Origin of the sequence: Myroides phaeus, from assembly GCF_900099675.1 — a bacterium.
Classification (GTDB): Bacteria; Bacteroidota; Bacteroidia; order Flavobacteriales; family Flavobacteriaceae; genus Flavobacterium; species Flavobacterium phaeum.
In genome coordinates, this window is sequence record NZ_FNDQ01000038.1 from 1 (window position 1) to 14,516 (window position 14,516).

A 14,516-nucleotide genomic window follows, 5' to 3' on the forward strand; every position below is an offset into this window, starting at 1 on the left:
CTTATTTTTTTCAAAGCGAAATAACGTTACTTTTTTATCTTTACTCTTTCACTATTTGTGTATGATCGTCTGCTGTAATGCGGATGCAAAAGTAGTATCTTTTTGGCTATTTCCAAACTTTACAACTCCTTTTTTGTAAGGTTTTTTATAACGTGTTGTTATGTTGCCTCTTACCTCTGAAAGTTTTTTTTTCTTTTTGTTTTTATTGGTTCAAATAGGTCTGGACTTCTTTATTAAAGTTATTCCTCATTATATATATGCATTCTTATTACTCTCCTTATATATAGTACAAAGTTACCTATATTACTTCTACAGGTATTATAAAGCGGTTATTTTGCTATCATTTGTTATCAAATGACATCATATGCACTATAAACGCTGTCCCACTTTTGTACTCAAATCTCCGCAAACCCTTACAAACAAAGGGATTGAAAGGGTTTCAAATGACATTTAGTCGCAAATAAGCCGCAAATAAGTCGTAATTACCTCACCTAAAGGCCTTTTTCGCGAACTAATTACGACTTAATACCGTATGAGATAGTAATAAATACTATCTAAGACCAATGTTTACAAGCTATTCAGAGCATAAAACATATAAAAAAGCTCTTATTAGAACTTCGTAAAAAACTTTTTCACTACTAATAATCATCAGATTATTAGCCATTTGTAACAATTAACTTCATAAACCCAAGCAAGAGATCCTGTACTAACGCCAAACAAAAAGGCCACTTAACGCTTGTGTTAAGTGGCCTTTTTATTTTTTCATATTATGTAATATCGCTTATTTCTTAGCTAATTTAAACCTCACCTTCTCCCCTGCAGCATCAATATTCATTAAATAAATACCTGTTGCCAATTCCTTAATCTATAATTTTCACTCAATAAATAAGAGAAATAAGACAATAAGATTATTTACTATAATTCAAAAAAGAGAAAGTACCAAATACAAAAAACGCTTAGCAAAAGCTAAGCGTTTTTTAAAATATTAAAGAGTGTAAATTTCTTAGTAATTACAAAATCAATAAAGGCGCAATAAATCCAACACTCAATCGTCCTGTATTATAATTCTCAAGTCCTAAATTATCTTTAGCATAACTTGAATAATTATAATAACGTCCAACATAAGAAACAAAAAATCTAATATTCATATCTTTAAAAGGCAGATATTGAACAGAAGGAATAAACCCATAACTTGTACGTAATAAATCTGTTCCGCTATTATCAGCCTTTACATCCTTTCCATAAGCATTACTCGCCATTAAAGTCATTGATAAATTCACCTTTGGCGCAACCAAATACTCCATTCTTAACCAGTTTTCCATATAAGAAACACTTTGAGCAGTATAATCACTTTGACTTTCCAATAACCCAGTAACAATACCTTTACGATCAATAGCTTCATGGCTATATTTAAAATCATACATCAAAGTCAAATTATTATTTTGGTATTTATGTCCTAAAGCATAATAATTCATCGCTTTATTCTTTGCCTCTTGAAAATAACTATAACTATATAATGTTTCTAACTTACCATCAAAGAAACTACCTCTCCAAGTACCAATATAAGCAAGGTGCATTTTTGATTTTTCAATATGCTCCGGCAACGTTCCATTATATAAATCCTCAAAATTTTGAGTACGCGAATTTAATACTTGTAAGCCAAATCCATGATTAGGAGAAACTTGGTGTGTAATACCCGCACCCGTCAAGAAATTATCAGCATACTCTAAAATATCATTATATTCCAAAATATCAATTGGATTTAAATCGAACTCAAAACCACCCCAATCTGCACTCATCTTACCAAGATTCAATTGAGTTTTCGGAGATAATTCTACACCAATAAACGCTAAATCAGTCCCCCTACTAATATGATCACGAGACCCAACATTAGGATCCTTAGTATATCTATCACGAAATCTAAAATACACTTTATCATGGATTTTACCTTTTATTTCAAGTCTAACTTGGTTATTATTAAACTCTGAATTTGTATGCGTTCCATCTTGAAAATACGTATCATATGCAAAACGCATATTCATGATTACATCAACATTATTTAGCAAACTTTGTTTACCAACTGAAATAATTGGTTTTGAAATAGTATCACTACTCGTTTGCTGACTCTGTGCAAACATTCCCGATTGCATCAAAATCAAAAGAAAAAATAAAGATTTTTTCATAATTATATTTTTTATTTGGTTATAAAAAGTGTATTTATAATAAGACAGCACCTAAAGCAAATCCAGCCGCCACAGCAACAATAATTGCAACTAAGCCAGGCACCATAAAACTGTGGTTAACCACAAACTTTCCAATTTTTGTACTTCCCGTTCTATCAAAATTAATAGCCGCAAGTAAAGTAGGATATCCCGGTAAAACAAAATCAGCATTCACAGCAGGAAAAATAGCTATCAAAGCAGGGTTAGAAACACCTAAAGCCATTCCTAAAGGCATCATTGTTTTTGTAGTAGCAGCTTGACTAAACATTAAAGCCCCAAGAACAAAAACAGCTATAGCAAAAGTCCAAGGATAAGCAGTAACAATACTTTCCATATATCCGTTAATAGCAATTTTATTATGCGCCATAAAAGTTGCACTCATCCAAACAACTCCAAAAACAGATACAACTGCAGTAGCCATTGATCCAAACAAACTCACCTTAGTTACATCAACAGCACTTGTTTTAGTAATAATCATCATTATTGCAGATGCCGTAAGCGTAATAATACTAATCACAGCAACCATTTGTAATTCACCATTTGCTTTTAGAACTAAATTAGCAACCCCTGGTTCAAACTGTGGTAATATCTGAGGGAAAGCCCCAGCTACAACAATCAACAATACAGCTATAGCAAAAACAACAACAGAAGACTTAGCTCCTTTTTTCAAAGATTTCTGAGGTCCCACTTCATTTGAATCCAAGCTTTTTGCAAACTCAGGATCCTTCATTTTTTCTTGAAAAATAGGATCATCCTCTAGTTCTTTACCTTTTTTCAAGACAGCAAAGCATCCAAACAAGATTCCTATTAAACAAGCTGGAATACAGATTTTCATAATATCTATCAAAGCCCCAGGATAAGCCAATATACTTGCACCTGCAAAAGCTGCAGTAGCCGCACTCATTGGACTTCCGGTGATAGCTAAATGAGAAGCAATAACAGAGATACTTAAAGGTCTTTCAGGTCTAATTCTTTTTTTTGCTGCTACCTCTGAAATAATAGGCAAAAGCGAATATAAAAGATGGGCAGTACCTGCAAATAAGCAAAAGAAATAAACTGTAAAAGGAGCAATAAAAATAATATTAGAAGGATTACTACGAATAACTTTCTCTGCCAATCTAACTAAGTAATCTAAACCACCACAAGCTTGTAGCGTTGCAGCAGTAGAAACAATAGCCATAATAACAAGCATAACATCAATTGGAGGATCTCCAGGCCTCATTCCAAAAATGAAAACAAAAATCATTAATCCGACCATTCCCATCACCCCTAATCCAATTCCTTTCATTTGTGACCCTATAAGAATCATTGCGATTAGGATTATAAACTGTAATAACAACATAACTATCCTATTTTAATTAACACTACTATATTAGGATAGGTATAAAAAAGGAGCGTTTATAAATACTATTAAGTATTCCGCTCCTTTATAACCTATTCTCTTACTGAGTCATATTTTAATATTTAAAAAACATATCTTGGATAGCCTGACGATCTTTCGTTTGAGTTAAAGCTAACATCAATAAAATTCTTGCTTTCTGTGGACTTAAATCATCAGATACAATAAAACCTAACGCTTGATCATCCACCTCATTAAACAATGTTACACGTCCAGCACCAGCTCTTGCAGCTCTACATACAATAATTCCTTGTTTAGACGCAGCCTCTAAAGCCTCACCCACAGGAGCATTAAAGTTTCCATTCCCCATACCTGCATATACAATTCCAGCTACACCATCTTTCGTTGCAGCTTTCACAGCTCTTGGATTAGCATCCGCATACCCATAAACAACTTCAACCTCAGGTAAAGTTTTCAATCCTTTAATATCAAATTTTTGTTCAGGAGATCTCAAAGTTTTATAGTAGTAACTAACTTTACCATCATAAATTAAACCGATTGGTCCAAAATTTCTTGACTGAAAAGTAGCCATATTTGTAGTAACTGTTTTCGTCACATCTCTTGCAGCAAATACAGCTTCATTCATTGCAGTAACAACCCCCACACCTTTACTATTTGGCGATGAAGCAACCATTACAGCATCCAATAAGTTTCTATTACCATCTTGGCTCATTGCAGTAGCTGGTCTCATTGCCCCAACTAACACAACAGGCTTATCAGACTTAACAGTCAACTCTAAAAAATAAGCAGTTTCCTCCTGAGTATCAGTTCCGTGAGTAATCACTACACCATCAGCTTCATTCTTTTCAAAAATTTCATTAATACGATTACTCAACTTTAGCCAAGTTTCGATATTCATATCCTGGCTACCAATTTGAGCAATCTGTTCACCTTTAACTTGTGCAAAGTTTTTCATTTGAGGAACAGCATTTACAAGGTTTTCAACCCCAATCTGTCCTGCTGTATAAGCTGCTTTGGTAGAAGACTCACCTGCCCCAGCAATTGTACCACCAGTTGCTAAAATAATTACTCTTGGTTGCGTGTTTTTTTCAACGTTTTTAGACTGTGCTTGAACTTGAAAAGTTAGTAGAATTCCAACTACTAAGGTTAATACTTTTTTCATAATATAATTGTTTAAATAAATTAAGAATTAATTAGTTTCGGATGGATTAAATTTTCAAGAGAATAAATTTCATCCCATTTCTCTTGAGAAATCAATTTACGTTCCAAAACTACAATTTCATGAATGTTTTTTCCTGAAGTTAATGCCTCGCCAGCAACACTTGCAGAAGCTTCATATCCCAAAATTGGGTTTAATTGAGTAACAATACCAATACTATTCATTACAAGATTAGCACAATGTTCTTCATTAGCAGTAATTCCAATTACACACTTATCAACTAAAGTTTCTATAGCATTTTTTAAATAATCCAAAGAAGTAAACATTGCAAAACCAATTACAGGCTCCATTACATTCAACTCTAGCTGACCAGCTTCAGCAGCCATAGTCACAGTAAGATCTTGCCCAATAACATAAAAGCACGTTTGATTAACCACTTCAGGTATAACTGGATTTACTTTTCCAGGCATTATAGAAGAACCAGGCTGACGAGCAGGAAGATTAATTTCGTTATACCCTGTACGAGGACCCGAACTTAACAAACGTAAATCATTACAAATTTTAGAAATTTTCACAGCAGCACGTTTAAGAGTTCCCATAATTTGTACATAAGCCCCTGTGTCACTTGTAGCTTCAATCAAATCAGGAGATAACGAAAGCTGTAAACTTGTTTCTTTAGCCAAATAATTCACACACAACTCTGGATATCCTTCAGGAGCATTTACTTTCGTACCAATAGCAGTTGCCCCCATATTTACCTCTAAAACTAATTTCTGCACCTCTCTTAGTCTAAGTAAATCCTCGCCAATAGTAGTAGCATAAGCAGAAAACTCTTGTCCTAAAGTCATTGGAACAGCATCCTGTAATTGTGTACGTCCCATTTTAAGGACTCTATCAAATTCTTTACCTTTAAGTTGAAATGCACTTTGAAGTTTTTCAAGTGCTATACAGAAATCATCTATTTTAAGATATAAAGCGATACGGAAAGCGGAAGGATAAGCATCATTAGTAGATTGAGAACAATTTACATGATTATTAGGATGAACAAAATCATATTGTCCTTTTTCATGCCCCAAATACTCTAAAGCAATATTTGCAATAACCTCATTAGCATTCATATTTACAGAAGTACCTGCACCACCTTGAATAAAGTCACTAACAAATTGATCATCATATTTTCCCGCTATTACCTCATCACAAGCATAAGAAATTGCCTCACAAATCTTATCATTTAATACACCACAATCGCGATTAGCTAAAGCTGCTGCTTTTTTAACCCACCCTAACGCTTTAATAAGTTTAGGCTCGTGGCGTAAAGTAATACCAGTAATATTAAAGTTTTCTACAGCGCGAAAAGTTTGAATACCATAATACAATTCATTAGGAATATCTAATTCACCTAAGAAGTCATGCTCTTTTCTTGTATTTTTCATATATAAAAATTTTAATTCATTACATTTTATTTGTAATTAAAAAACTTTTACTAGCCCCCACTATATATATTCCATACTACATTGCAAAGTTGCATTGAAAATAACACAATAAAGCTGATAAATTACCATATTTTAATAGTTAATATAGTCGTATATTAATAAAAACACCTCATAACTATTATTATGATATTACAATAAAAAGCAGACAAATCAACTCATTTCTACAAGTATTTACTAACTATCATCTACATTCCACTTCTTTTAACGACTTTACAAAAAATCATCTCAATACAAGATTGCCCAATAACATTAGAATTGTAAAAAATATTCAATAAAAAAAAACAGATAAAACTGTATAATAAGCATTTTATTTGGGCTAAAGCGAAAAATACAACTCATTCAACAACTATCAATCGTAAAAATAAGCTCTACAATACCATAAACATAGACTACTAAAACATTGTCAATTAAATAAATTCATACACTTTCTATTAAATAATCTAAAAATAAGACTCTTTAAACTCAGAATTAATCTATATCATTACCAAGTAATATATTTGTTTTTCAAATTACTTCATAACAATAAATACAGTAGTTTTGTTGAAAACATTCAGAAATGAAAAAATCAATCATAGCCTTACTTTTCATAAGTACAACGACATTATTTGCTCAAAAATTAGAGATCATTCCCTTAGGAGTATATGGAGGAGGAGATGAAAGTAACCTATCTTCTTATTTAATTGGAGTAGAAAACACAAACAGCTATCTTTCGTTAGATGCTGGCACAATACGCAGCGGTATAAACAAAGCTATTGAAAATAAAACTTTTAACGCTACCAATGAAACAATACTAAAAGATTATATCAAAGGATATTTTATTTCACATGGCCATTTAGACCATCTATCAGGACTAATTATAAACTCACCTGAAGACAGTCACAAACCAATTTATGCATTACCTTTTGTAATTGATATTTTCAAAAACAATTACTTCACAAATGCATCTTGGTCAAACTTTGGAAATGAAGGTGATTCCCCTATAATCGCTCGTTATACATATAACAGAGTAAAACCAGTTGTACCTTTCAATATAAACGATACCCCATTAACAGCAGAAGTTTTTGAATTAAGCCACGTTAATCCACAAAAAAGTTCGGCAATACTAGTTCGAAATAATGATGAATACATTCTATACTTTGGAGATACAGGAGCAGATAGAGTAGAGAAAACAAATCACTTAAACACGATTTGGGAATATATAGCCCCTCTTATAATAAATAAAAATCTACAAACGATAATGATAGAAGTATCATTTAGTAATAGCCAACCAGAAGATAAACTTTATGGACATTTAACTCCAAATTTACTTATTGAAGAAATTGGTAATTTATCAAAATACACAGGTAAGCAGGCTTTAGAAAACTTAAATATAGTTGTTACCCATTTAAAACCAAGTGGCAAGCAAATAGAACAAATAAAACAAGAATTAACAGAAGGCAATCTATTTAATCTTAACTATATTTTTCCAACACAAGGGATTAAAATACCTCTATAACAAAAAAAACACTTCAAATTGAAGTGTTTTTTTTGTTATTATACTATGTTGTTTGCTTGAATAACAATTTATCTAATACGAAGACCAAAGTAAAAGCAATAAAAGAAGGAACTAACCAAGGAACATCATAACTACTCATCGGTAACCATTTAATAAAATTGTTTGTCTTTTCAGAAAATTCAACAAAATCATACTTCAGTGATAAAAAAGAACTAAACTGAATTAACGCAACAATTGCAGTAGTTATAATAGCACCTACAAAAGGCGCTCTACGCTTAACTCTTTTTCCAAAAGCCACCATATAAATAATTAAAGTCAATGTTATTGGATATATAATACCTAAAAAAGGTGCAGCATAATCAATAATACTATCCACCCCATTTACAGCTAAAATTGCAGAAGAAACACACGTAATTGTTACCACTAATCGATAACTAAGAAACCCTCTTGTCAATTGGCTAAAGAAAGTTCCTGTAGCGCAAACTAAAGCAATAGCAGTAGTTAAACAAGCTAACCCTATACATAAGGACAAAGCAAAAGTTCCTTGTGTTCCTAAAACACCATTTGAAATATGCAACAATAACTCTGTTCTCTTTAAATGTTCTCCCATTGGATAACCAGAAGTAGCTCCTAAATAAACCAAGCCTCCATAAATAAATAACAAACAAAAAATTGCAACAGACCCAGCCATAAAAGTAACTTTAGTCTTTTCTTCCAATTTCACATAACCTTTTGATTTTACAGCAGATATAATAATACCAGCATAAATTACAGACGCTAACACATCCATAGTTTGATACCCCTCAGAAAAACCAAGTCTAAAAGCATCATCATTACTTCTCTCAACCAAAGCAGTTGTATCTATAGGGTTAATAATCCCCAAAACAACCATTGATACTAAAAGTAACAACAATAAAGGAGTTAAATAAGAACCAATAATATTAACAACCTTTGAAGGAGAAATAGATAGTACCAAAGTTATAGCAAAGAAAATAATCGATGATACAATAGGGCTAAAATTGGGCCAAATAGCTAAAACCCCAATTTCATAAGTTGTTGCAGCTGTCCGAGGAATAGCAACAAGAGGTCCAATACTTAAAATAATAGCAGTAGCCAATATCCAACCTAACAAACTATTAATTCTCTTTCCTAAATCTGTAAACTCGTCACCTGAAATCAATACTGCAATAATTCCTAAAAAAGGGGCTAAAATAGCAGTAATTGAAAAGCCAGAAACAGCGAAATCCCAATCCCCTCCACTTAATAAACCGATAATTGGTGGCAAAATAATATTCCCTGCTCCAAAGAACATTGCAAACAAGGCAAAACCTATTATTAAGGCATCTAATGCTGATTTTATTTTCATTGTAATTTAATTTGTATTCTATTCGTAAGTCGCTAAAAGAAAATAAAACAGCTTATAAAAAGTAAAACTTTACCTGTAAATTCTACATTTTTTAAACTAAAAATTTATTTTAGGTGCACAATATATAAAAAAAATCCCTAAAAATTGTAATTACCCCAAATCAATCTGTTCATTTTCTAACTGCTTTATAACTCAAATAATAAAAAACACCTATTTTTTTTATTAACAAACCTAAGCTAATGTTCTCAATAATTGCTAATACTACTTGTATAAAACTATTATTATCTATTAGGTTACAGGAATATTCTCAAAATAAAATATTGCTCCAATTATAAAAATACATTATTAGCTAAATAAATTATTTAAAGCACCATAAAAACAAATTAACAATACTACATAATAAATACAAATAAATACAAATAAATACAAAAAAACACAAAAAACAACACTTAATAAACATATATAACAAAAAAGACAATAAATAACACGAAATAAACAACAATAAAAAATATAACATTATTTACTTTTACATAATCAAGCAATATTTATATCACAAATAAAACTTATCGTTATAATGCTAAATAAGAAAATACATCACCATAATGGAGAAAACCAATTTAATAATTGGCCGATGAAAAATAATATTTATATTATCAAGCATTCTATAGATGAGATGCTGACGTTACCTATTGAAAATAGTAATCTATATGCTATTTCATACATCAAAGAAGAAGCAAGTTATTACAATGGATATACCACAAAAGAAATCAATAAACCTTGTTTATTCTTTTCTATTCCAAGTGCTTCAAAAGAAATAAAATTAAAAATACAGCAACCGAGTGTTATATCAGTCTTTTTTGAAAAAAGCTTACTAGGACTTAATAATCATTTACTTTACAAACTTAACAATTCTGTAAAAAGTTTCCCTTTATTACTCTTAAACGAAAAGCACGAAGAATTCGTTAGAATAATTGTTGAAAAAATAGAAGAAGAACTTGATAGCTGTTTTCCTTCTCAAAGCGAACAAATCAAAAGATTAATAGAATTACTTATCTACAAAAACTATAAAATCCAGCCAATTCAAACTTGGGACAGAGAAAACACCAACAAAGGACGTGTTTGTCAAAATTTTTTAGATTTATTAGAAATGCAATTTCCAGTGACTAAAAACGGTCTAAAATTACAAGCTAATAAACCATCATATTTTGCAGATAAATTAAATGTTCACATAAACTATTTAAATTATACAGTTAATCAATCTTTAAACATATCTACATCACAATGCATTAAAGATCGCATTATATCAGAATCTAAAAACTTGTTACATTACACTGAATGGTCAATAAGTGAAATAGCATTTACATTAGGCTTTCAGAGTCCAGGTTACTTTTCAGCATCCTTTAAAAAGGAAACAGGTCTTACACCTAATCAATTTAGAAAAACACACAAAATTATATCATAAATAATTTCAAATCATCATTATATTTCCTGTACAATCTAAAAAAATAAAAGAGGATAACCTTTTGGGGCATCCTCTTTTTCTGTTTTTACTCTAACTATTAGCTTTAACGAAATACACAAATTTTAAAACATTCATCTACCACTTTTAGGTACAGCTTATATACCCTTTATTCTGTTACAGCTCTCAGTAATTCCACTTCAAATATCAATGTACTATTAGGTCCTATCTCTTTACTTATGTGCTCTTCCTTATAAGCATATTCCGCAGGAGTTACCATTTTGAATTTTGTACCAATTGGCAATTTAGGGACAACTATTTGATAAGCTTTAATCAGCTTATTCAACTTAAATACAGCAGGTTTACCTTTTAGAATAGAGCTATCAAAAACATCACCATTAACATTTACTCCTTCATAATGACACTCAAACTTATCTTCTAACTTAATAAATTCGCCAGTCCCTAAAGAAAGAACTTGATATGCAATCCCTTCTGGCAATACAACCACATTCTCCAATTTTGAAAACTCTTTTAAAAACTTTTCACCTTCTAAAAGATTTCGATTCGCTAACTCTTCTTTTCGCTTTTTTAATAACTCAGCAACTCCCATATATTAAATTCAATTATTTCTTACTTCCCTCTGCCTTTTTCAATTGATATTTTCCTTCTATTAATTCATGCTCTTGATAAGTATGTAACTGCCAAATACACAAATTTTCAATTGCCCGTGTACAACCAATATACCACTCATAAGGAGTTAATTTATTTGGTTTATCGACAATCAAAATTACATTCTTTCGCTCCAATCCTTTAAACTTTACAGCTGTTGTATACTGCAATTTAGTCGGCTTTAATGTTAAGTTAGCAGTAGTCAACTCCTCCATCCCCAATTCAAGAATTAAGTCTGCAACGTTATTTCTACGTTGCCAAACTTTACTCTGTACAAGAACGATCACATCTTCAGCTTTCAAAGACGACTTAGGATCATTAATATTTCTAATCAAAACTTCCATTGCCTCTTGTAATTGCTCACGAGTTTGGAATGAGCGCAAATCAATTTCATCATATTCCTTATGATGCACTACATCATCCCATTCTTCTGGATGCGCTTGAATATGTTCAGCTATTTGACGAATTTGAGTTTTCTGAGCACTACGTCTTACCTTGTGTAATTTAAAATGCGTAAAATATTCTTTCATAAAATAAGCATAATCCGAAACATCACGTCCAAAAAGCGAGAAACTTTGATCCAAATCATACAACAAAATAATATTACCTTGTTTCATACCATTGTGATCTCCACAAAGCTTATGCATCATTAAATGTAAATTCCTATCAAACAAATCTTGAGCCTCATCAATAATCATATAATCATAATTAGGCAACTTATCTTCACTTTGAAGAAAATCAATAGTTTCTTTTATAAAAACCGCAAATTTAGCAGGTTCTAAATAATATAACTCACTTTCCTTTATACCTGGCAAATTATCAACTATAAACTGTGTCATTGTAATACAGTCAATATTTACATTCAAAGCCTTAAAACGTTGAGCATTATAAGTACACAATAATGCATTCCAACACAAATAAATTCCCTTACGACCTACTTGCATTTCAGCATAAGCCATTGCCATTGTAGTCTTTCCTGTACCTGGAGCTCCTTCAATCATCAAACGAGGATTCTCTGAAAGCGAATACAGTATCTCTAAATTCCTCTCTTTTAACCACTCTAAAGAATCATACGTTTGAAACAAGTTTGTATCCTGTACAACAGGGTTAAACGTATTTATAATCGTTGCAATTTCTGCTTTAGTAAGTTTTGAAAATCGAATAGGATGAATACTTTCTAATCTATTCTTTGTATATTCATAAATATGTAAAAAGAATTTCTCAATATTCTTATACCTATCCTTTTTCGTAAAATCACTATAAATCAATTGAGAATCATAAATTGTATTTTCAATTGCAATCTTAGTCGTAGGAAACGATACAGCTTCACAAAACTGTACGTGTTTAAAGTTTGGAAAAACCTTATTCATCAAGGTATACTTGTACCCTTTAACTTGTTCAAAAGGATTCTGATTTAACCATTTCTTTCTTCTTCCATCTTTAAAGCAAAATCTCCCTTGATCTACAAATATATTTCCTCCCTTTACTTCTAAAACGATCACACCAAATTCTGACACAATAATAAAATCGAGCTCAGCATCAGCTTTTGCTCGTTTTACATTACTATTATCGTGAAAAGGCAATTTCATACTGTACCAAACATACCAATCATACTTACTTTTGGAAAGGGACTCAACAATATCTCTATATACCAAAAATTCACCAAAAGGTACTTTAACACCATTAATGACCAATTGTTCTAACTCGTCCAACGGATATTCTGGATATATTTTTAAAGGCATAATTTTTTAGTTTTTCAAATCTCACTAATTTACCAAAAGATTTTAGCTCATACCTCCTAAAAACAGATAAACTTTTCAATATTCCATAAATCGCACAATAAATAATCCGAATACTTTCTCAATTCATGTAACCAGTAAAAAAGGTACATTTTTTCTACATATACAAGCAATAAAATACAGACCATGAAATTAGCTTTCACTTCTTATTTCAGCAAATTGTAAAGAATCAATTACAAAACTACCTTTTCATAATCCCACTCAACAAAAAAAGGCAATACTAAACTATAGAATTGCCTTTTTATTTTCTTTATTTCTCTTACTCTATTGGAAAAACAGGACGTCTCATTTTATATTTACTTCCTGACAAAGATTCAAGAAACGCAACCAATGCTTTAATCTCTTCCTTATTTAATTCTAATGGTTTCATTAATGAATCAGTAACAGGATATAAAGGATCAGCTAATTTCTTTTCTACTGTAGGATTAATCATTTTCATACCACTATTGTACATATTTACAATCCCCTCCAGATCATCAAATAATCCATTATGCATCCAAGGCCTTGTCAATAATAAATCTCTCAATCCTTGTGTTTTAAACTTACCTACATCATCTGGATTCATTGTAATTTCATATCTTCCTAAATCTTGATATTGACGCTTATAATAAGTCAATCCAATATTATGAAAATCTTCATCTGTAAAATACTTTCCATTATGACAATTCATACATCTGCCCTTTGTACGAAAAATATGTAAACCATAAACTTCTTGCTCAGTCAATGCATTATACTTCCCCTCTACAAAAGCATCAAAACGACTTGGCTGACTCTTTATAGTACGCTGAAATGAAGCAATTGCACCTACTATTCTATTATATGTAATTTCACTATCACCAAAAGCCTTTTCAAAATATGTTTTATAGCCTTCAATTTTTTGTAATTTAACAGGTAAATCAACAATATCAATTGCCATTTCATTATGCGCACTTAAAGGTCCTGCTGCCTGTTCTTCTAAAGAAGAAGCTCTACCATCCCAAAAAAAAGAAGCTCTCTCTGCTATATTGTACAAAGATGGTGTATTTCTTGGTCCTTTTAAATGATCATGTCCTAAAGCCACCATTCGTCTATCTGTCCACCCCAATTCAGGATCATGGCAAGTGCTACACGAAATCTGATTAGACTTAGACAACTTTGGATCAAAAAACAAAAGTTTCCCAAGAACTACCTCAGCTTTATCTTGCACTTCAAAAAAAGTAGAATCGCGCTTAATACTACTCAACTCCTCCCATTTTACTCCCTCATCAATAATAGGCTTAGGCCATTGTGCTATTGGTTTTTTATAACTGTCTATAATCGCCAAATAAGCAGGATCATCGCTTCCCACCAACTTCTCAACAATAGTATTAAAACCAACCAAACCAAAAGCCAAAACACCAGATAATAAAAAAACTACCTTTGGACTGACCCCAAAAAGTTGGACGAAGTTATGCAATCTTTTTAATATAATGAGCTCGGTATTCTACCGGGCTCATTCCATTTAAATTAATGCGA

General features: G+C 31.5%; 10 protein-coding genes. 2 read left to right on the forward strand and 8 right to left on the reverse strand.

Features of this window, described 5'->3' with window-relative positions; genetic code table 11:
• Positions 1 to 1,010: 1,010 nt before the first annotated feature.
• The 4 genes from BLT46_RS12630 to aspA form a co-directional block, all read right to left on the reverse strand.
• Positions 1,011 to 2,183 (reverse strand): porin, encoded by a 1,173-nt coding sequence (locus BLT46_RS12630; RefSeq protein WP_090410478.1) that lies wholly within the window; start codon positions 2,181 to 2,183, stop codon positions 1,011 to 1,013.
• Positions 2,184 to 2,217: 34 nt separating this feature from the next.
• Entirely contained in the window at positions 2,218 to 3,564 is a 1,347-nt protein-coding gene (locus BLT46_RS12635; RefSeq protein ID WP_090410479.1) for an anaerobic C4-dicarboxylate transporter family protein, read from the reverse strand.
• Between the two features lie 115 nt (positions 3,565 to 3,679).
• The gene (locus tag BLT46_RS12640; RefSeq protein WP_090410480.1) at positions 3,680 to 4,744 is read right to left on the reverse strand and encodes a type II asparaginase; all 1,065 of its coding nucleotides are present in this window, start codon (positions 4,742 to 4,744) and stop codon (positions 3,680 to 3,682) included.
• A 20-nt stretch (positions 4,745 to 4,764) separates the two neighbouring features.
• Complete coding sequence (gene aspA / locus BLT46_RS12645) at positions 4,765 to 6,174, reverse strand: aspartate ammonia-lyase (RefSeq protein ID WP_090410481.1); 1,410 nt, start codon at positions 6,172 to 6,174, stop codon at positions 4,765 to 4,767.
• 616 nt (positions 6,175 to 6,790) lie between these two features.
• Here aspA and BLT46_RS12650 point away from each other — a divergent pair.
• Positions 6,791 to 7,729, forward strand: a complete 939-nt coding sequence (locus BLT46_RS12650) for an MBL fold metallo-hydrolase (protein ID WP_090410482.1) — start codon at positions 6,791 to 6,793, stop codon at positions 7,727 to 7,729.
• A 43-nt stretch (positions 7,730 to 7,772) separates the two neighbouring features.
• On the opposite strand, the gene brnQ is transcribed toward BLT46_RS12650, so the two are convergent.
• Positions 7,773 to 9,095: a branched-chain amino acid transport system II carrier protein gene (brnQ, locus tag BLT46_RS12655; RefSeq protein WP_090410483.1), complete on the reverse strand. Its 1,323-nt coding sequence runs from the start codon at positions 9,093 to 9,095 to the stop codon at positions 7,773 to 7,775.
• 574 nt (positions 9,096 to 9,669) lie between these two features.
• Between brnQ and BLT46_RS12660 the strand changes: the two genes are divergently transcribed.
• The gene (locus tag BLT46_RS12660; protein WP_090410484.1) at positions 9,670 to 10,557 is read left to right on the forward strand and encodes a helix-turn-helix domain-containing protein; all 888 of its coding nucleotides are present in this window, start codon (positions 9,670 to 9,672) and stop codon (positions 10,555 to 10,557) included.
• Positions 10,558 to 10,723: 166 nt separating this feature from the next.
• Here the strand turns inward: BLT46_RS12660 and BLT46_RS12665 are convergent, their stop codons facing one another.
• The 3 genes from BLT46_RS12665 to BLT46_RS12675 all read right to left on the reverse strand — a co-directional run bounded on the left by BLT46_RS12665 (position 10,724) and on the right by BLT46_RS12675 (position 14,457).
• Complete coding sequence (locus tag BLT46_RS12665) at positions 10,724 to 11,164, reverse strand: FKBP-type peptidyl-prolyl cis-trans isomerase (protein WP_090410485.1); 441 nt, start codon at positions 11,162 to 11,164, stop codon at positions 10,724 to 10,726.
• Between the two features lie 13 nt (positions 11,165 to 11,177).
• Complete coding sequence (locus tag BLT46_RS12670) at positions 11,178 to 12,965, reverse strand: nuclease-related domain-containing DEAD/DEAH box helicase (RefSeq protein WP_090410486.1); 1,788 nt, start codon at positions 12,963 to 12,965, stop codon at positions 11,178 to 11,180.
• 316 nt (positions 12,966 to 13,281) lie between these two features.
• On the reverse strand, positions 13,282 to 14,457 hold the full coding sequence (locus BLT46_RS12675) for a cytochrome-c peroxidase (RefSeq protein ID WP_176770754.1): 1,176 nt from the start codon (positions 14,455 to 14,457) through the stop codon (positions 13,282 to 13,284).
• Positions 14,458 to 14,516: the final 59 nt, after the last annotated feature.